A 19,072-nucleotide genomic window follows, 5' to 3' on the forward strand; every position below is an offset into this window, starting at 1 on the left:
CGCGCCATGCGACGTTTGCAAAACCTCACAGAACGCCAGATTGCCAAGGCACGCGCCGAAGGCAAGCTGGACGGGCTTGAGGGCCAAGGCAAACCCCTGCCCGACCGCCCCGTCGAAACACAGGAGGCAGCCGCCCTGTCCGCAGGCATGCGTATTATGGCCGAAGCTGGCGTGCTGCCGGAAGAATTTGCTTTGAAAAAGCAACTGGATGCGGCCCGCACCGCCTATGCGGCCTGCACAACAGAGGCCGCGCGCAAAAAGGCCATGGCGCATCTGGCCGACCTCGACCTGCGGTACCAGATCGCCCGTGAAGCGCGCCAGAAGTTCATGCAATAAGCCCCAAACCCCGGCGCTATTTGAACATGGGCGCCCTCTTGGCAAACTGCGCCGCGATCACTTCCATCTGCTCGGGCTTACCCAACAAGTCCACCTGCACCCGCGATTCTTCTTTCAGGACATCGGCAGGGGCGGCGGTATGGGCAAAGGCGCACAAATTCTTTGCCGCACGAATGGCGTTCGGCCCTTTGCCCGCGATTTCCGAGGCCAGCCGCTGCGCCGCCTCAAGCGGGTCAGCGACAACCTCGGTGACCAGCCCCCATGTTGCGGCCTGTTGCGCCGAAACAGGGGCCGCCGTGTAAATCAGGCGTTTCATCACATCATCCCGCACCAGACGCGGCAATAGCACCATGCCGCCCATATCGGGGATGAGACCCCACTTCATCTCCATCACGGCAAACTGCGTTTCCGGTGCGGCAAAGCGTATATCCGCCCCCAGCGCCAATTGCAGCCCCGCGCCAAAGACGACACCATGCAGCGCCGCAATCACTGGAATATCAAGGCGATGCCAGACCATCGACACCTCTTGCCAGCGGTTTGTTGTGCCCGTTCCATGGGTGCGTGGCATGATCAGCGCTTCGATATCCTGCCCAACCATCTTGGACAGTCCGGAGATATCAATACCAGCACAGAAACAACTGCCCTCGCCCGACAGGATCACAGCACGGGCCGAAGACGCCGAAACAGCTTCACCCGCTGCGATGATAGCATCTATCATCTCGTCATCCATCGCGTTTTTCTTTTCCGCACGGGTCAGAATGATGTGGGCGATATGATCCTGATGGGTTACGCGAACACGCGACACGGCAGATCTCCTTTTTTGGACAACTGTAGAAAACCTGACACACATTTTATTACCAGCGCAACGTTACGGCACGGCGGACTTGCCCACAACGTATGGCTTGGCCTATCACGCCGCATGATTCGTTTTCGCCTGACCAAAATCGCTGAATCCCTTCCTGCAACCGTTCCGTTTGTCGGCCCCGAGACGCAGGAGCGCGCACGCGGCTTGCGCTTTGATGCACGATTGGGCGCCAACGAAAGCGTGTTTGGACCCTCACCAAGTGCCGTGCGCGCCATGGCAGAGACACCCCAGTGGATGTATGGCGATCCCGAAAGCTATGACTTGCGCCACGCTCTGGCGCATCATCTTGGCACCTCTGCTGATACAATCATGGTCGGCGAGGGGATCGATAGCCTGCTCGCCAATCTGGTGCGGCTTTTCGTGGCTCAGGGCGATGCGGTTGTCACATCGGACGGAGCCTACCCTACGTTCAACTACCACGTCGCCGGTTTTGGCGGAATCGTACATAAAGTGCCCTACAAGCAGGACTTCGAGGATCTCGCCGCCCTGTTCGATAAGGCCCGCGAGGTGGATGCCAAACTGGTCTACCTGTCCAATCCCGACAACCCCATGGGCACCGTCCACAGCGGGTCCGACATCGCCGCAGCGCTTGACGCGTTGCCTTCCGGAACCCTGCTTGTGCTGGATGAGGCCTATCTCGAATGTGCCCCTGAAACCAGCGCGGTGCCCGTCGCCTATGACGATCCGCGCGTGATCCGGCTGCGCACCTTTTCCAAAGCTTATGGACTGGCAGGTGCACGCGTTGGTTATGCCATTGGTCATGCAGACGTTATCGCCGCGTTCAACAAGGTCAGAAACCACTTCGGGATGAACCGCTCCGCTCAGGAGGGCGCACTGGCGGCGCTGTCTGATCAGACATGGCTGCGCTCGGTGGTTGCGCGCATCACCTCTTCCCGGCTGCGGATCGGGAAAATCGCCACATCCTGCGGGTTGAAACCCATCAAATCAGCCACAAACTTCGTCGCGATTGATTGCTGTCGCGACAACGCCTTTGCCAGCCGGGTCATGGAAGAGATGCTGGCGCAGGGCATCTTTGTGCGCATGCCCATGGTCGCCCCCCTGAACCGCTGCGTCAGGATCAGTTGCGGCACACCGGCAGACCTTGACCTTCTGGCCGAGGTTTTGCCTGAGGCGCTGCGGCGCGCAGAAAAAGGCTGACGTCAAACCTGTCCGCTCTATACTCTTTTTGGAAGAGTGATCAGCGAGGTGTGATATGGAAGGTCACAAGCTTGGTCGGGCCCCGAATTTCACAGGCGCCTGCATCGTCATGTTTGGCGTCAATCTGGGATGGATCCTGTTATTACTCTTTGCGGTCTATGGCCTTGTCGCAGCGATCTTTCTGGGACTGGTGGTCAACCACTGGGTCTCCTGGCTCGAACATCGCAAACAGCTTGCCGATCAGCGCTATGGCGACGTGTCCGGCGACACCTGACCGGTTGCGATGACCTCGGACGCGGCTTCAAGCGCGCCTTTCCCGTGCGAAATATCCAGCGCTTTCAGCCCTGCATCAATCCCGCCAAGCATCCCCATGATCATATGCCCGTTGACATGCCCCATGTGACCGAGCCGGAAAAAACCATGCCACGCAGGATCGCCCGGTGCGGCCATGCCCAGCCCTATGCCAAGCGTTAAGCCAAGCTGGTTTTCGGTCCAGTCGCGCAGCGCCGTGGCATTTGGGCTTTGAAGCCTCAGTGACGTGACGGCCCGGCTTCGCGAGTCCGGATCGGCCACGTTAAAGGCCAGACTGCCGGCGGAACCCCATGCATGACAGGCCGCCCAGATCGCATGTGCCAGCACATCATGACGCCGCCAGACCGCCTCCATCCCTTCGGCGTGGATCATGTCGAGCGCGGCACGCAGCCCATAGACATGATGCGTCGGAGCCGTCCCGTTCCAGTATTGGTAAAACAGTTCGGGTGCTGCGCGCGGGGTCCAATCCCAGTAGCAGCTGACCCGTGGCATGTGCCGCCGAACCTCAGCGGCCTTTTCGTTGAAAAAGACGAAGCTCATACCGGGTGGCACCATCAGCCCTTTTTGACAGGCAGTGACCATGACATCCACACCCCAGTCGTCCATCTCGAACACGTCGCAGCCCAGTGAGGCGATGCAATCAACCATAAGCAGCGCAGGATGCGCCGCCTCATCCATCACCGTGCGCAGGGCTGCAATATCATTGCGCACCGAACTTGATGTATCCACATGCACCGCCAGAATCGCTTTGATCGTATGCGCGGTATCCGCCTTCAGCGCCTCGCCGATCCGCGCCATATCCATCGCGGAAGACTTCCCAAAATCGAGCGTTTCAACCAGCGCCCCAAGCCCCGCGGCCATATCCCCCCATCCACGACCAAAACTGCCCGTGGCAGGGACCAGCACCCGATCCCCTTCGCCAATCACATTGGCCAGTGCCGCCTCCCATGCCGCGTGCCCATTGCCGATATAGATCACAACGTCATGTTTAGTACGCGCAACGCGGCGCAGGTCAGTTACGATGCCCGGCATCATATCCGGCAACTCTCCCGCGTAAATATTCGGCGCTGCACGGTGCATGGCCTGCAACACTGCATCAGGAATGACAGAAGGCCCCGGTATGGCGAGGTATCCCCGCCCGGCAGACAGATTGGTTTTTTGGGTCATCAAGACTGCCCTTTTTGTTTCTCGGCAACACTAGCGTTCTGAAACCAAGCGTCAATTGCCAGCGTGCTTGCAGCTTAGCGTCGCGCGGCATAGATGAGTGGATAGACAACGCGTCGTCAAACTCGGGAACAATAGGCATTACATGAGCAGCAAGAGCGTATCCTCAGGCATTTTGTTCAAATGGCTCTGGCGTGGATATTTGCGCAAGCACGCAAAGCTGATCGCCGTGGCGCTGGTCTTCATGTTCGTTGAGGGTTCAATGCTGGGCGCGCTCGCCTATATGATGCAGCCGATGTTCGACAATGTCTTCTTGGAAGGCGACGGCCGGATGCTTTATGTCATCGCCGCTGTGGTGATTAGCATCTTCCTCGTCAGGGCACTGTCGGGCGTCGTACAGAAAATTCTGCTGTCACGGGTCGCGATGCTGACTGCGTCTGAGGTACGGCAGGATCTTCTGGCCAAAATGATGAAGCAAGGGGGCGAATTCCACCAGACACATCCGCCGGGCCACCTGATCCAGCGGGTACAAGGCGATGTTGGGTCTGTGAACAAGATCTGGCGCAGCCTACTGACGGGTGCCGGGCGTGATTTTATCGGGCTCTTCGTACTGCTGGCCGTGGCGATCAATGTCGATGTTACATGGGCATTGCTCGCCTGTTTCGGGATTCCGATCATCGTGCTGCCCGCTGTAGTCGCACAACGTTTCGTACGCAGGCGCGCGCGTGAAGTCCGCGATCTGGCCGCCAGTTTGGCCACCCGTCTGGATGAGGTGTTTCACGGGATCGTGCAGATCAAACTGAACAATGCCGAAGACTACGAGCGCCGGCGCTACCGCGAGACAACCGAGAAGTTCATCAAGACAAACATGCGCACGGTCAAAGGCTCCGCAGCTTTACCGGCCATGGTCGATGTGATGTCAGGCTTCGGCTTCATGGCCGTAATCCTCTATGGGGGCAGCGAGATTATTTCGGGCGAAAAAACCGTCGGTCAGTTCATGAGCTTTTTCACGGCCATGGGCTTTGCGTTTGACCCGATGCGGCGGTTGGCCAGCATCAGTGGCCAGATCCAGATCGCTTCCGCGTCAATCGAGCGGTTGAAAGAGCTTATGGAAATGCCCGTGAAACTGGTCTCTCCCGAGAACCCGAAGCCTGCTCCAACCGGCACCCCCGGCATCACACTGGAAAACGTGTCCTTGAGCTATGGCGAAACCGAAGTTCTGGATAAATTGTCCCTGACCGCTGCCGCAGGCCAGACCACAGCACTTGTTGGGGCATCCGGGGCAGGCAAATCCACGATCTTTAACCTTTTGACGCGGTTGATCGACCCCACGGAAGGGGTGGTGCGCGTCGGCGGTGTCGCAACAAACGAGATGGCACTGCCCGACCTGCGACGGTTGTATTCCGTGGTCACGCAAGAGGCATTGCTCTTTGACGAAACCATCCGGGAAAATGTGGTGATGGGGCGTAAAAACGTCAGTGAAGAGGCACTGACCGCAGCCCTTGATGCAGCGCACGTCAGTGATTTCCTCAAACAAATGCCCAAAGGCGTCGACACACCTGTAGGACCACGTGGCTCTGCCCTTTCGGGTGGGCAACGACAACGGGTCGTAATCGCGCGCGCTTTGCTGCGTGACACGCCCATCCTGCTGTTGGACGAGGCCACCTCAGCCCTTGATGCACAATCTGAATCCGTGGTGCAAAAAGCATTGGACAAGCTTGCGTCGGGGCGGACCACATTGGTCATTGCACACCGACTGTCCACGGTGCGTGATGCCGACAAGATCATCGTGATGGACCGTGGCCGCGTCGTGGACGAAGGCACCCATGAGGAATTGCTTGCCCGGGGCGGCACCTATGCCGATCTCTATCGCCTCCAGTTTCAGGATGGCAAGCTCGTTGCGGACACACGTTCCATCAGCCCCGAAAAGAAACAAAAAACCGTAATGGACGCACCGGCGAACCTTCTTCAGCGGATCGGCGGGTTTTTCACAAACTAGCCGCGATAGCTTTGAGCGAGTTGCTGCGGCGGCGTGCCCGCAAAATACCGTATCAGCGTCCATAAGTTGCGCGCGCCCCGGCGCAGCCACCCTTGTTTCTTATACCGCGCGGCACTGGTCGTTGCGATCACATCCAGACCGATCAGATGCCCCTTGAGCGCGCGGGCAATCGCGACATCCTCCATCAGCGGCTGATTGGGATAGCCACCGACACGCGCGTACAACGTTGCAGGCACGAGCAACCCCTGATCTCCGTAAGGCAGCCCCATACGGCTGCGCAAATTGGCCCAGGCCGCAACCATGCGCCCTGCCCCGCCACCATCCTCAAAGGCAAGCCTGAACCACGCGGCGTCAGGACTGCGCAGATGTTTCGCCACCGGGCCGACCCAAGCCTCATTCAGGCGCGTGTCTGCATGGAGCACCAACAACCAATCCCCTTGCGCCGCCCGACATCCACGTGCCAGCTGCGCACCACGCGACGCCGACCCTTCAAGAACCTCAGCGCCCCATTCCTTGGCAATCTCGACCGTTGCATCTGTCGAGCCACCATCCGTCACGATCAACTCACGGATCAATCCCGCCTCCACCCCCGGCATCAGCGAGGCCAGACAGGCACCAAGACAGGTTTCTGCATTTAACGTCGGAATTATCACCGAAATCGGTGCACGCATTACGCTACCTCTTCAAACTTGCGGCTGCATGGTTATATGCCTGTCACACGTTAACAAAGAGGCCCCCATGACCAAACGTCGCATCCTCAGACTGACCGGAACAGATGTTACCGAGTTTCTTCAGGGCCTGATTACAAACGATATCAAAGGCGTTGAAACGGGGCTGGTTTATGCGGCGATGTTGACGCCACAGGGGAAGTATCTGGCCGATTTCTTTATCTGCAAATCGGGCGACGCTATTCTGATCGATGTCGCCGAAAGCCATGGGGATATGCTGGCGCAGCGGTTGAGCATGTATAAATTACGCGCTGATGTCTCCATCGAAACGACCGATCTGCATCTGCACCGTGGCATCGGCGATCCGCCCGCGGGGGCGTTGCCCGATCCGCGTCATCCGGCCCTTGGCTGGCGCTGCTATGCTGACACGCCGCAGACAGATGACACAACCGACTGGACCGCCCTGCGCGTGGCACATCAGATCCCGGAAACCGGAATTGAACTGACCCCAGACACCTTCATCCTAGAAGTCGGATTTGAACGCATCGCGGGCGTTGATTTTCGCAAGGGCTGTTACGTCGGTCAGGAAGTCACCGCCCGCATGAAGCACAAGACCGAATTGCGCAAAGGCCTTGCACAGGTTTCGATCACGGGTCCCGCCGAGCCGGGCGCGGAAATCACTGCGAACGGGAAAGCAGTCGGTGTGCTGCAAAGCCGCGCGGGGGATAAGGCACTGGCCTATCTGCGCTATGACCGTGCAACGGGGCCGATGCAGGCGGGTGCGGCGGAACTACACCGCATCGCCTGACGGTACACTGTATCAAAACGCTCAGGCGCGTTCGGAGTATTCCATGGTCTCGGTGTTGACGACGATGTCCTCATCCTGCCCGACGAAGGGCGGCACCATGACCTTGACGCCATTGTCCAACAGGGCCGGCTTGAATGACTTCGCCGCTGTCTGGCCTTTTACCACTGCCTCGGTCTCAACGATCTTGCAGACTACCTTTTGGGGCAACGTCGCGTTGAGCGCTTCTTCATCGTAGAACTCAACGACGATGGTCATGCCGTCCTGCAGGAAAGGCCGCCGCTCGCCCAAAAGCTCCGCAGGCAATTGCACCTGCTCATATGTCTCTGTGTCCATCACGACCAACATGCCTGAATCCTCATAGAGAAACTGCTGATCTTTTTGTTCCAGCCGCACGCGTTCCACCTTGTCCGCAGACCGAAACCGCTCGTTCAATTTGGACCCGTTGCGCAGGTTGCGCATCTCGACCTGCGCAAAGGCCCCGCCTTTACCCGGTTTTACGTGATCGACCTTTACCGCAGCCCAAAGGCCATCGTTATGTTCAAGCACGTTTCCGGGCCGGATTTCGTTTCCGTTGATTTTGGGCATGTGTCTAAACCGTTGTAAAAGGTTGATGAATAATTACCCGCTCCTATATATGGGAGGCTGGAGGGTGACAAGCCAACGATATGTCGTGGTCAACACCGGAAAGTCATGCAAAATTTGCATAGAAGGTATGCAAAAACAGGGTATCCGAATCACCTAGGTTCCTGCATAAGGGACTTCACGCCGAAAAGACAAGAGCAAGAATAATGGAAAGGACGACGGGATGAAAGATTTCGTTGACGGCACGGCCTTCAATAACGAGCAAGGTAATCGTGCGCGTAAACTTTTTGCAGCTGTGGTACTCGCTGCACTGGATGATGCAATTGCCGACGACAAGAAATATGGCAATGGCCCTGAACAAATCGCGCGGTGGGCGCGCTCGCGTGACGGACGCGAAGTGCTCAGCTGTGCTGGGATCGACCCCAACGAACGGGTGGTCGAAGGCCTGATGGACTTTGTTGGCAAAGGTGTTCGGACATCTGTCGCGCTGTCCCGCGAAGAATCCGAACGGCGCAACGCTGCACAGCAGGCAGAAGCAGCCTAGGCACCCCCCTGGCTTTGACAAAAAACGCGCCTGATCCCGGGCGCGTTTTTTTATGCGTCAATGAAGAAAAACAGCCATTGGCGCACGATCCAAAGCTCCGCCAATAGCAAAATCGCAACAAAAGCGCCCAAAACCACACCAAGGCGCTGTTGCCAGAGGATCACCGCAGCGGCACTTGCTGCGGCCCCTTCAATGGGGGCCAGCCACATTGCACCGTGATCACGATCCCAATAGCTGAACGGGCTTTCAAACACCCAACCGGACAAGGGCCAGAAATGCGGCCGCCCGTCATCATGATGAAGCGGAAAATCAAGACAGAGATGTAAGAACGCAGCACCCGTCAAGGCCACAGCCCAAGGCGCGCGCCTCCAAATGGCGCCGCCCAGCAAAAGCCCCCACAAGATGAACGAGTTATCGATTGCGAAAACGGTCTGCCATGCATCGGAAAAATACAGCTCGTCAAAAACGATCTGTGGCGGAATACTCAGAAGAAACAGGGACACCCCCGCCATCAGGTACAGCGACAGATCCGGCAAGAGCGCACCAGCGAATGCTGCCATGATCACGCCACGCGATCGTTGACGTCCCCAGACGGCTGCGCCGATCAACAGATGCGCGGGCGTATTCACCAGCAGCCCGCGCTTTCGACGCGCGTGTAACGGCTGCACACGTAGACCTGCGCAGTGCGCCTAGCGCATCTCAGGGAAATGACTTTGCTGTCAACGCCCGGTGAATTTCACGCCGCACGAGTTTGCGAACGTTGCGGGTGATCCTGTCACCGAGCTCGCCTTGAAGTTCCGACTTCACGATATCGGCGACAATACTGCGCAGCGCTTTTTCGTCCATGACCTGACCTGATACCGCCGTCTGAACAGCATCCGTGACTGCATTGCGGGTGGCAGATCCGCGCACGAGTTGATCCAACGGACCGCTTGTGCCATCAGATTCATCTTCGGGCCATGTCATCGAAAGCGGCTGTGTCCCCGCATAGGGGTCGTTGCTGGTCCCATCCGGTTCCCATTGATCCACCGTTTTTGCAATGGCGGTTTCCAGCGCGGTAATTTTCGCTTTAAGATCCTTTACATCCGTCGGCTTGGATGGTGCGGGCTGCTTGATCGGCGATGTCAAAACCAGCACGTCTGCCTTTGGTGCGCCGGGTGTTGCAGGTCTCGCGTCGCCAGCTCGTGACGGGTTGAGGTCAGCAGACGGAGAAGAGCTTTGCTTGGCCAAAGGTGGCTCTTTATCCGGTTCGCGTTGATCGTCGGCGGGTACAGCATCTTCTGGCGTCAAACGCAAAACGCCTGTGTTTCGGACACGCAGTTGCGGCGTCAATATCAAGCGTTCATCCATATGTGCGTAAGGTGTCTTGCGCGCTCTGCTGCCCATCAGGCGCAACGTTGCCCGCGCATCATCTCCAACCTCTGCATTCGTAACACGATCTGACATATCTCACCACTCCACACACAAGTGCAGTTTACCGCGCGCAGCCGCGCGGCACAATGGTTTGATAAAAAGCCTTAATTTCGCTGCAGCGAACGCAGCACCCTGTCCAACTGCCGACCCTGTTCTGAGGTTGTGGTCGGTGCGTCTTTGGCGAGGTTGTAATATGCGGTTGGGTCATACTGCTGAACACCAAGGTTCAGGTTCTGTGCGGTTAACCTTCCCGTCGCATCCAGAACACCATAGGCCGCGATGTACAAATTGGCCTCATCTGAAATGCGTGCTGTCTCTGCATCCAGCAGTTCCTGCTCAGCATCCAGCACATCAAGGGTTGTCCGCGCGCCCAGTGTTGCCTCTTCGCGCACACCACGGAAGGCGATTCTGGCAGCGCGAATACGTTCTTCACTTGCCGACAGGCTGGCACGACGCGCAGCCAGTGCGGCATAAGCATTCCCGACATCCTGTGAAACCGTTTTGCGCACCTCATAAAGGTTGCCCAATTCGGCGTCGCGCGCTGCGATGGCACGACGAATGGTGGAACTCAGCGCGCCCCCCCGATAGATCGGTTGGGACAGTTCGATGCCAATCGTTCCCGAGTTGCTGTAATCTCGCGATTCCAAATCATCCGTGATGCCCAAACTGCCCACTGCCGAAATCGTCGGTTTCAATGCAGATTCTGCGCGCTGGATGTTAATTTCCGATGCCGCGACACGGTGCTGTGCTTCCTGCAGATCGGGATGCGTTCTGACCGCAAGCGCGCGCGCAGCTTCCACATCGCCTTCAAGGCGCGGCAGTTGTGGGGGCGGCGCGATCTGCCCTGGCTGGCGGCCAATCACATTCTGGTATTCTTCGATTGCTTGCTGCAAATCCCCCTGCGCCGTCGCCAGACCACTGCGCGCCTGCGCGAGGCTTGCCTCAGCCTGCGCGACATCCGTCCGTGTAACTTCTCCGACTTCAAAGCGGTCCTGTGCGGCGCGCAATTCCTCTGAAAGAAGGCGCAGGTTGTTCTGGCGCAATTGCACCGCATCGCGGTTCGCATAGACACTCAGATAGGCCACAACAGCCCGCAACAGTATCTGCTGTTCGACACTCACCAAGCGCTGACGCGTAGCCAGAACGGTTTCCTTTGCCGCCTCGACGTCCAAAGATGCCGCCCCGCCGTCATATAGCAAAAGGCTTGCAACAAGTCCCATGTCTGCCTGCGTACTGTCCAACCCGGAAACTATACCGCCCACATTGCCGGTAGAGCGCGACGTCCCAAAGTTACGCGTGACGTTTGCGGTGAAGTTCAGAATTGGCCTCAGCGCAGCGACAGCACCTGCTACGTCTTCATCAGCGGCGCGCAAAAGCGCTCTGTTTTGGTCAAGCAAACCACTGTTTTGATAGGCAGACGCCAAAGCATCTGCGAGTGTTTCGGCCTGCGCTGCCGGTCCTGCGAGGGCGAAAACGACGCCGATAGAGAATGCCGCTTTGCGCACAATCCGTGCAGCGCCTCTGGTTTTTCTATTTACTGCCATTTATTATGCCTCTCCAAGACCCTGTTTACTTTCGCAAACCGTCTAAAACTGAAATTCCGCAGCCCTTGCAAAGCCCGGAAGTATCGGCGCACCTGCGTTAAAAGCCATCCGCCAGGTGATCTTGCCATTTTGCTTGTGACCAATGCGCACTTCACCAAGAGCACCCTTCATGAAAATGCACGCCGCGCGCCCACCCTCATTCAGTTGATCCGCCAATGCCTGAGGAAACTCCACGACGCCGCCCTGAACGATGACAACATCATACGGACCGTGCTGTGCCGCACCTTCCGCAAGCGGCGCAACATGCACAATGACATTATCAACGCCTGCCATGCTCAGCGCTTCCTGCGCCTCTGACGCCAGCGCTTCGTCTTCTTCGACCGCCACGACCGCTTCGGCCATACGCGCGATGACGGCCGCCGAATAGCCCAACGCTGACCCGACATCCAACACGAGTTCGTCCACTGACACATCAAGCGCATCCAGCATCTTGGCCAGCGTTCTCGGCTCGAGGATGACACGTCCGGCACCGATTTGCAGGTTTTCCCCCATATATGCCGCCTCGCGCTGAGCGGCAGGAACGAATTCCTCCCTCGGTATCGTCAGCATCGCGTCGATTATCGGGAACTTTGTCACATCAGAGGGGCGCACTTGCGTGTCCACCATCATCGTGCGTCGTGATAAAAAGTCGGCCATTTGGCTAAACTCTTTCGTTTAGAAGTTTCTACGCAACATGTCGCACATCTCAGTTTCATCGGCAACGCTTGTGAACGGGATTTTATGACGCTGTGACACTTGAGTCACCCGTCGCCAACTGCCTGTGCAAACAGTGTTGAATTGGAAATACCATCGAAACCGCTCCAACAGCGCTTGAGACGCAGGTCTTCGCGCTCAACGCCCCTCTTACCACGACGTCTGCGCCATAAAAATCGCCGGAGTTCGGATGTTCATTACTATACAGCACCGCGTAACTTTGTTATGGTATAAAGTAACATAAACGGGAGCGATATATGTGCGACAGAAATCAGACAGACCGATAACCTGCGTAAGCAAAATGCACGTGATCTGGCGTCTCTGGGTGTTTCGCCCATTCGTGTAACGCTGGTCAGCCAACGGCCCATGGCCTCCCGTTGAAATACTGGCCGATGCAAAGCCAACACAGACTTTAAAAACCCAAAACAACCGATAGGACATACCTATGAAAATTCTGCCTTTGATCGCAATTTCCACGCTGGTTTCATCGCCCTTACTGGCCGAAGAGGTCCGTCAACTGGACGCGCATGAACATGGTGTTGGCCATTTAGACATTGCCTTTGACGGTCAACAGGTTGCGATGGAATTGCATGCACCGGGCGCCGATATCGTTGGATTTGAGTATGAAGCCAAGACCGCAGAAGATCGCGCCAGCATTGACGCAGCCGTTGCAAAACTTGCGCAACCGTTGACCCTGTTTGTTCTGCCAGAGACAGCAGAATGCAGCGTTGTTCAGGCCAGCGCAGCACTTGAAAGCGAAGAAGAGCATCACGACCACGATGCCCATGAAGATCACGACGATCACGGGTCGGAACACGCACATGATCACGACACGCATGCCGCGAGCCATAGCGAGTTTCATGCCGAATACCTTTTGAACTGCGCTGATCCTGCCGCAGCCTCTGAAATTACATTTGCATATTTCGACATTTTCCCAAACGCATTGGAGCTCGAAATTCAAATGATCTCGGAAAGCGGGGCCACGGCCTTTGAAGTCTCTCGCGACAACCCTACACTGGATGTGCGCGGTATGTTTTGAACAAAGGAACCCGATGGCCGATCCGACGCCGATCCTGAACCTGCAAAAAGCACGATACCATTGGCCGGGACGGGAAGCCTTCGGGTTAATTGTACCGGAACTTCACCTCAACGCAGGCGAAACGACGCTCTTGTTGGGGGCAAGCGGGTCAGGGAAATCCACGCTGCTTTCCCTGATCTGCGGCACGGTCAGCGCGCAATCGGGCACCGTCAGCGTGGCGGGAACGGATATCTCCGCACTCTCCGAAGGCCAGCGGGACCGCTTCCGCGCCGAACATATTGGCCTGATCTTTCAGCAGTTTAACCTGCTGCCCTATGCAAGTGTTCGGGACAATATCCTGCTGCCTTTGCAATTTGCGCCGCGACGGCGTGCGCGCGTGAACGCACCGCATGATGAGGCGAAAAGACTGTGCCTTGAGTTGGACCTGCCAAAAGAAGTCATGCTGAAACGCGCCGGGACCTTAAGCGTCGGACAGCAACAGCGGGTCGCGGCGGCGCGCGCCTTGATCGGTGCACCGCCGCTGATCCTCGCGGACGAGCCGACATCTGCATTGGACGCCGCCACACAGGCCACGTTTCTGCGCCTCTTATTTGCCCAGTCCAAAAGGAACGGCACCGCGATTCTGATGGTCAGCCATGATGCACGACTGGCCAAGCAATTTGATCATGTGATAGAAATGTCCGACATCGCCTCAACACTGGCGGAGCCTGTATGATTTTACGTCTTGCTTTTGGCTCTATGGCGGCCCGCGCATTGACTGTCACAATGACGGTGATTGCCATCGCCTTGTCCGTGGCGCTGTTTTTGGGTGTCGAAAAGGTACGCACCGGTGCCAAGGCCAGTTTCGCAGATACGATTTCCGGCACCGATCTGATCGTGGGTGCACGCTCCGGGTCGGTGCAACTGTTGCTCTATTCCGTATTCCGCATTGGTAACGCCACCAACAATCTCACGTGGGAAAGCTACAACGACATCGCTGCACGCCCCGAAGTCGACTGGATCGTTCCGATCTCCTTGGGCGACAGCCATCGCCAGTTTCGCGTGATGGGCACCACCACTGAGTTCTTTGAGCGCTACAAATACCGTTCAGGCCGTTCCCTGATTTTTGGCGACGGAGCGATCATGTCAGATTTGTTTGATGCGGTTGTCGGTGCGGATGTGGCGGCAACACTAAACTACAACGTTGGCGATCCGATTGTCGTGGCACATGGTCTTGCCTCTTTCACCAACCACGATGACCAGCCTTTTCGCATCTCGGGTATTCTGGAAAAGACCGGAACACCCGTGGATCGCACCGTAATCGTGAGCCTGCGTGCGATTGAAGCAATCCACGTTGACTGGGCCAGCGGGACCAAAATCCAAGGACAATCCACGCCCGTTGACGTTATTCGACAGATGGACCTGCAGCCTCAGGCAGTGACAGCGGCGCTGGTCGGAGTGAAAAGCCGTCTGCAAGTGTTCAGCCTGCAACGATCGATCAACGAATACCCGCAAGAACCCCTGCTTGCCATTCTCCCCGGCGTCGCCCTGCAAGAGCTTTGGCAGATCGTCGGCATTGCCGAAACCGCCCTGGTTGCCGTTTCCGGCATGGTCATCATCACCGCGTTGATTGGCATGATGGCGACGATTTTCTCCAGCCTCAACGAACGCCGCCGCGAGATGGCGATATTCCGCGCGATGGGGGCGCGCCCCCGGATCGTGCTGGGCATGCTGGTGCTCGAAGCGACCCTTATGGCAGCACTCGGGGCTGTCCTGGGCCTTTTGTTACTCTATGCGGGGCTTGTTGTGGCACAGCCGATGGTGGATCGCGCCTTTGGCCTCTGGCTGCCCATCGAAGCACCGACCCTGCGCGAGGTCTGGGTTTTGCTTGGCGTGGTCTGTGCTGGCGCAATTGTGAGCCTGATCCCCGCACTCAGGGCTTACAGAATGTCACTCGCAGATGGTATGATGGTCCGGATCTGAGGCCGACTGAAAAAAGGTATCGCACATGAACTTGTCCCGCCGCAGCCTTATCACCACCGCAACCGCCAGCGTTTTCTGGCCATACGCCGCCTTTGCGCGCACCGCACGCCAGATCACATGGGATGACCTGATCCCTCCCGGCGTCCCCTATTCAGAAATCATCGGCCCCGGTCAGGTGGATGAGGTAAACGACACATGGCTTCCGGTGTTCGATGAAAACGCGGTCAAACTCAACGACGCACTCGACGGGGCCTATATAAAGATGCCGGGCTATATCCTGCCGTGGGACATGACATCGGAAGGCGTGACGAGCTTCATCCTCGTGCCCTATGTGGGGGCCTGCATCCACGTGCCCCCCCCGCCCGCCAATCAACTGGTGTTCGTGACCACAGAAAAACCATGGGCCAGCACCGACCTTTGGGAGGCAGTCTGGGTCACTGGCGAAATACGCCACGAGATGCAAAGCACCGAGGTGGCCGAAATCGGATACAACATGACCGCCGACAAGATGGAGGTTTTTGAATGGGACGAGAACGGTTGAAACGCAGAAGCCTGCTCGCCGGGATCGGTGCATGCGCCCTGTTGCCCCGCCATGGTTTGGCCAAGGAATACATTGATCTGAATTGGTCAGACCTCGTGCCAGAGGGCGACACGATCATGCCGCCCATGCTGCAGGGCCTGATTGATCACGATGATACCAACCTGATGAGCCAGCAACCGCCCTCAAGCGGGCTGCGCACGGATTGGAATGGTCAGATCGTGCGGCTGCCGGGGTTCATCGTCCCGATTGATTATACCGGCGCGGGTGTGACGGCCTTTATTCTGGTTCCGTTTGTTGGCGCCTGCGTGCATGTGCCGCCCCCGCCTGCAAACCAGCTTGTCTTTGTCACCACCGCCGAACCCTATGAAAACACAGGGCTGTTTGAAGCGGTAAACGTGGTTGGCATGTTTGGTACCGCCTCCATGACGACGCAGCTGGCGGAAATAGGATACGCCCTGTCGGCAGAGAACATCGAACCCTTCAGGGCCAATTGATCGACAAGCCACGCGCAGGCTTCAGAATATACGTTCCTGCGCCTCGTTGAAATGAAACACCTGTTGCGGCGCGAAAGTCAGATGCACCACATCCCCCACCTCACTCGGGTCCTGACCAAAAACCCGCACCGTCAGCGTTTCATCTTGAGGTGTCCTGACCAGCAGGTTCGTATCCCCACCCAGCCGTTCGACATGCGTGACACTGCCCGAAATCGGCCCCGTATCGGACAGACGCAGATGCTCGGGGCGAATGCCCATGGTCTGCCCGGGCGGTAAATCCGGCACCGAACGCGCGAGGAAATTCATCGATGGGGACCCCAGAAAGCTGGCCACAAAACGGTTTGCCGGATTGTTGTAAAGCTCCATCGGGCTGCCGATCTGTTCGATCCTCCCATCGCGCAAAACGACGATCTTGTCCGCCAGCGTCATCGCTTCGATCTGATCGTGGGTCACATAGATCATTGAGGCGGACAGCGTGCGGTGCAGTTCTGCAATCTCGACGCGGGTGTTCATCCGCAGGGCGGCGTCCAGATTGGACAGCGGCTCATCAAACAAGAACAGTTTCGGATCACGCACAATGGCTCGCCCGATCGCCACCCGTTGCCGTTGCCCGCCGCTCAACGCAGCCGGTTTGCGGTCGGCATAGTCATCAAGGTCAAGCATCGTGATGGCTTTGGATACACGTTCCTGCACGACCGATTTCGGCTGGCCCTCTTGTTTCAGGCCAAGGCCCATGTTGTCCTTTACCGACAGATGCGGATAAAGCGCATAGGACTGGAAAACCATGGCAATGCCGCGTTTGGCCGGCGGGATCGCATTCACCACATCGCCCCCGATGGCAATCGTCCCGCAGGAAGCATCCTCAAGCCCTGCAATCACGCGCAGTAAGGTGGATTTGCCACAACCCGACGGGCCGACAAAGACAACAAACTCGCCCTCCTCGACGGTCAGGTTGATGTCTTTGAGAACATGCACGGGGCCAAAGGATTTGTTGATACCCTCAAGTTTCAATGCGGTCATGCGCCGGGCCTCAGGTTGATCGTTTGACCGGTGCGAATGCTCTCATCCGCCGCAAGGCAGATGCGCAGCGATTGCACCGCGTCCTTCATATGACGGCTCAAATCCACGTCGCGCCGAATGGCATCCACAATCCAGCTTTGTTCGGCATCGCAGAGTTGCTGGTGTCCGGGTTCGTCGGGCAGGTCGATCCGGCGATCCCCTCCGGGTCGGTGCACGAGCAGCCCGCCCACTTTGGTATGGCCATCAATGTCATCGGATGCCCCCTTGTTGCCATCGGTGATCGACACCGCACCATTGGGGCTGATCACGTCTTTTACAAAGAACGCGGTCTCTGACATCATCGGCCCCCACCCGGCTTCGTACCAACCCACGGAGCCATCCTCAAACACGACCTGAAGCTGGCCGTAGTTATACATATCCGGTGCGATTTCATCACTTAGGCGCAGGCCCATCCCATGCACCCGCACCGGCTGCGCATCCGTGATCTGACACATCACATCAACGTAATGCACACCGCAATCCACCAAGGGAGACGTCGTTTCCATCAACGCCTTATGCGTCTCCCAGGTTGGGCCGTCTGACTGCTGGTTAAGGTTCAGGCGGAACACATATGGCCCGCCAAGGCCACGCGCCTCCTCGATCAGGCGCGTCCAGCTTGGGTGATGGCGCAGGATATAGCCGACGCCAAGTTTGCGCTTGAGGCGACGTGCCGTGTCCACCACGCGCGCGGCATCCTGCGCCGTCATGGCGAGCGGTTTTTCCACAAAGACATGCGCCCCCGCCTGCATCGCGGCAATGGCATAATCCGCATGGGTGTCGGTATATGTTGCGATCACCACAAGCTCCGGGCGCGTGGCACTCAGCGCCGCATAAAAGTCATCATGGAGCGGGTAGCCCTGCAGCGCGTCCGGCAAATCCACCGTCGAGCGATTGACGAGGGCGACAATCTCGGTCTCGGGATGGTGGTGATGGGCCAGCGCATGGCTTTTGCCCATGTTGCCCAACCCCGCAATAAGCACTTTCATTTGACGGCTCCTGATGTAATGCCCCGGATCAACTGGCGCGAAAAGATCACATAGAGCACCATCGCCGGCAGGATCGCCATCGACAGCGCCGAGAGCACCGCGTTCCAGTCCGTGACGAACTGCCCGATAAAGACCTGACTGCCGAGCGTCAGCGTTTTCACCTCTTCTGCGGGGGCAAGGATCAGCGGGAACCACAGATCGTTCCAGATCGGGATCATGTTAAAGACCGCAACAGTCGCCATTGCGGGCCGCACCAGCGGCAAAACCAACCGCCAGAAGATCTGGTATTCGGACAAGCCGTCCATCCGCCCTGCATTTTTCAGGTCATCCGACACCCCGCGCATGAATTCACTGAGGATGAAAACCGCCAACGGCAGCCCCTGCGCGGTATAGACAAGGATCAGCGCCACCAACGTGTTGACCAGCCCCGTAGACACCATCATTTCAAGGATCGCTACCGTACCAATCCGTATGGGGATCATGATTCCAAGGGCCAGATAAAGCCCCATCAACGTGTTGCCTTTGAACCGGTATTCAGCGAGCGCAAAGGCTGCCATCGCACCAAACACGAGGATCAGCGTCAGGGACACAACCGTCACAATCATCGAGTTCTGAAAGTAGAGAACGAAATCCCCCTGTTTGAAAACCGTCTGGTAACCAATCAGCGAAAAAGTCTCTTGGTTGGGCAGACCCAGCGGATCGCGAAAGATCGCCCGCCGCGACTTGAAGCTGTTGATAAGGATCACAAACACCGGGAAAAGCGCAATTACCGTATAGGTAATCAGCACGGCATGAGCGGCAATCGTTGTCCCGGAGATGCGGCGCGCGGTGGTCATGGTCTTGCC

22 protein-coding genes are annotated in these 19,072 nt (G+C 57.6%); 11 read left to right on the plus strand and 11 right to left on the minus strand.

The annotated features are described in order from the left end of the window. Window positions 1-6: 6 nt before the first annotated feature. Complete coding sequence (locus tag RLO149_RS14415) at window positions 7-336, plus strand: DnaJ family domain-containing protein (protein ID WP_013962834.1); 330 nt, start codon at window positions 7-9, stop codon at window positions 334-336. 16 nt (window positions 337-352) lie between these two features. Here the strand turns inward: RLO149_RS14415 and RLO149_RS14420 are convergent, their stop codons facing one another. Further along, window positions 353-1,141 carry a crotonase/enoyl-CoA hydratase family protein gene (locus RLO149_RS14420; RefSeq protein WP_013962835.1) on the minus strand — a complete coding sequence of 263 codons (789 nt, stop codon included), beginning with the start codon at window positions 1,139-1,141 and terminating at the stop codon, window positions 353-355. Between the two features lie 114 nt (window positions 1,142-1,255). Here RLO149_RS14420 and RLO149_RS14425 point away from each other — a divergent pair, with 114 nt between their 5' ends. Further along, a complete protein-coding gene (locus tag RLO149_RS14425; RefSeq protein ID WP_013962836.1) occupies window positions 1,256-2,359 on the plus strand; it encodes a pyridoxal phosphate-dependent aminotransferase in 1,104 nt (367 codons plus the stop codon). 55 nt (window positions 2,360-2,414) lie between these two features. After that, on the plus strand, window positions 2,415-2,633 hold the full coding sequence (locus tag RLO149_RS14430) for a hypothetical protein (RefSeq protein WP_013962837.1): 219 nt from the start codon (window positions 2,415-2,417) through the stop codon (window positions 2,631-2,633). Here RLO149_RS14430 and RLO149_RS14435 read toward each other — a convergent pair. Continuing rightward, window positions 2,606-3,838, minus strand: coding sequence for a pyridoxal-phosphate-dependent aminotransferase family protein (locus RLO149_RS14435; RefSeq protein ID WP_013962838.1), 1,233 nt, complete (start codon window positions 3,836-3,838; stop codon window positions 2,606-2,608). The two genes, RLO149_RS14430 and RLO149_RS14435, sit on opposite strands and share 28 nt — an antisense overlap. A 142-nt stretch (window positions 3,839-3,980) precedes the next feature. Here RLO149_RS14435 and RLO149_RS14440 point away from each other — a divergent pair, with 142 nt between their 5' ends. Beyond that, complete coding sequence (locus RLO149_RS14440; protein WP_013962839.1) at window positions 3,981-5,834, plus strand: ABC transporter ATP-binding protein; 1,854 nt, start codon at window positions 3,981-3,983, stop codon at window positions 5,832-5,834. On the opposite strand, the gene RLO149_RS14445 is transcribed toward RLO149_RS14440, so the two are convergent. Further along, window positions 5,831-6,505, minus strand: coding sequence for a TIGR04283 family arsenosugar biosynthesis glycosyltransferase (locus tag RLO149_RS14445; RefSeq protein WP_013962840.1), 675 nt, complete (start codon window positions 6,503-6,505; stop codon window positions 5,831-5,833). The genes RLO149_RS14440 and RLO149_RS14445 overlap by 4 nt on opposite strands. Before the next feature lie 67 nt (window positions 6,506-6,572). Between RLO149_RS14445 and ygfZ the strand changes: the two genes are divergently transcribed. Next, window positions 6,573-7,310, plus strand: coding sequence for a CAF17-like 4Fe-4S cluster assembly/insertion protein YgfZ (gene ygfZ, locus RLO149_RS14450; RefSeq protein ID WP_013962841.1), 738 nt, complete (start codon window positions 6,573-6,575; stop codon window positions 7,308-7,310). A 21-nt stretch (window positions 7,311-7,331) separates the two neighbouring features. On the opposite strand, the gene efp is transcribed toward ygfZ, so the two are convergent. After that, on the minus strand, window positions 7,332-7,895 hold the full coding sequence (efp, locus tag RLO149_RS14455) for an elongation factor P (RefSeq protein ID WP_013962842.1): 564 nt from the start codon (window positions 7,893-7,895) through the stop codon (window positions 7,332-7,334). 220 nt (window positions 7,896-8,115) lie between these two features. Between efp and RLO149_RS14460 the strand changes: the two genes are divergently transcribed. After that, on the plus strand, window positions 8,116-8,436 hold the full coding sequence (locus RLO149_RS14460) for a DUF6280 family protein (protein WP_011567985.1): 321 nt from the start codon (window positions 8,116-8,118) through the stop codon (window positions 8,434-8,436). Window positions 8,437-8,486: 50 nt separating this feature from the next. Here RLO149_RS14460 and RLO149_RS14465 read toward each other — a convergent pair whose 3' ends face one another. From RLO149_RS14465 to RLO149_RS14480, 4 genes are all read right to left on the minus strand, one after another. Beyond that, entirely contained in the window at window positions 8,487-9,065 is a 579-nt protein-coding gene (locus tag RLO149_RS14465; RefSeq protein ID WP_044025685.1) for a hypothetical protein, read from the minus strand. Window positions 9,066-9,135: 70 nt separating this feature from the next. Continuing rightward, window positions 9,136-9,882, minus strand: coding sequence for a hypothetical protein (locus tag RLO149_RS14470; RefSeq protein ID WP_013962844.1), 747 nt, complete (start codon window positions 9,880-9,882; stop codon window positions 9,136-9,138). 71 nt (window positions 9,883-9,953) lie between these two features. Then, entirely contained in the window at window positions 9,954-11,393 is a 1,440-nt protein-coding gene (locus tag RLO149_RS14475; RefSeq protein WP_013962845.1) for a TolC family outer membrane protein, read from the minus strand. 42 nt (window positions 11,394-11,435) lie between these two features. Further along, the gene (locus tag RLO149_RS14480; protein WP_013962846.1) at window positions 11,436-12,089 is read right to left on the minus strand and encodes a protein-L-isoaspartate O-methyltransferase family protein; all 654 of its coding nucleotides are present in this window, start codon (window positions 12,087-12,089) and stop codon (window positions 11,436-11,438) included. 502 nt (window positions 12,090-12,591) lie between these two features. Between RLO149_RS14480 and zrgA the strand changes: the two genes are divergently transcribed. Genes zrgA through RLO149_RS14505 form a run of 5 tightly spaced genes read left to right on the plus strand, consistent with a single transcriptional unit; the run spans window position 12,592 to window position 16,182 of the window. After that, window positions 12,592-13,185 carry a zinc uptake protein ZrgA gene (gene zrgA / locus RLO149_RS14485; protein WP_013962847.1) on the plus strand — a complete coding sequence of 198 codons (594 nt, stop codon included), beginning with the start codon at window positions 12,592-12,594 and terminating at the stop codon, window positions 13,183-13,185. Window positions 13,186-13,198: 13 nt separating this feature from the next. Next, window positions 13,199-13,900, plus strand: a complete 702-nt coding sequence (locus tag RLO149_RS14490) for an ABC transporter ATP-binding protein (protein WP_013962848.1) — start codon at window positions 13,199-13,201, stop codon at window positions 13,898-13,900. Beyond that, on the plus strand, window positions 13,897-15,147 hold the full coding sequence (locus RLO149_RS14495; protein WP_013962849.1) for an ABC transporter permease: 1,251 nt from the start codon (window positions 13,897-13,899) through the stop codon (window positions 15,145-15,147). The genes RLO149_RS14490 and RLO149_RS14495 overlap by 4 nt, the downstream gene beginning before the upstream one ends. Window positions 15,148-15,172: 25 nt before the next feature. Next, window positions 15,173-15,688 carry a DUF3299 domain-containing protein gene (locus RLO149_RS14500; RefSeq protein WP_013962850.1) on the plus strand — a complete coding sequence of 172 codons (516 nt, stop codon included), beginning with the start codon at window positions 15,173-15,175 and terminating at the stop codon, window positions 15,686-15,688. Next, the gene (locus RLO149_RS14505; RefSeq protein WP_044025365.1) at window positions 15,670-16,182 is read left to right on the plus strand and encodes a DUF3299 domain-containing protein; all 513 of its coding nucleotides are present in this window, start codon (window positions 15,670-15,672) and stop codon (window positions 16,180-16,182) included. Before RLO149_RS14500 ends, RLO149_RS14505 begins: the two co-directional genes overlap by 19 nt. Before the next feature lie 21 nt (window positions 16,183-16,203). On the opposite strand, the gene RLO149_RS14510 is transcribed toward RLO149_RS14505, so the two are convergent. From RLO149_RS14510 to RLO149_RS14520, 3 genes are read right to left on the minus strand one after another with little or no spacing between them, the layout of a single operon-like run. Continuing rightward, window positions 16,204-17,202 carry an ABC transporter ATP-binding protein gene (locus RLO149_RS14510; RefSeq protein WP_013962852.1) on the minus strand — a complete coding sequence of 333 codons (999 nt, stop codon included), beginning with the start codon at window positions 17,200-17,202 and terminating at the stop codon, window positions 16,204-16,206. Then, window positions 17,199-18,227 carry a Gfo/Idh/MocA family protein gene (locus RLO149_RS14515; protein WP_013962853.1) on the minus strand — a complete coding sequence of 343 codons (1,029 nt, stop codon included), beginning with the start codon at window positions 18,225-18,227 and terminating at the stop codon, window positions 17,199-17,201. The genes RLO149_RS14510 and RLO149_RS14515 overlap by 4 nt, the downstream gene beginning before the upstream one ends. After that, complete coding sequence (locus RLO149_RS14520; RefSeq protein WP_013962854.1) at window positions 18,224-19,063, minus strand: carbohydrate ABC transporter permease; 840 nt, start codon at window positions 19,061-19,063, stop codon at window positions 18,224-18,226. Before RLO149_RS14520 ends, RLO149_RS14515 begins: the two co-directional genes overlap by 4 nt. Window positions 19,064-19,072: the final 9 nt, after the last annotated feature.

Source organism: Roseobacter litoralis Och 149 (assembly GCF_000154785.2).
Classification (GTDB): domain Bacteria; phylum Pseudomonadota; class Alphaproteobacteria; order Rhodobacterales; family Rhodobacteraceae; genus Roseobacter; species Roseobacter litoralis.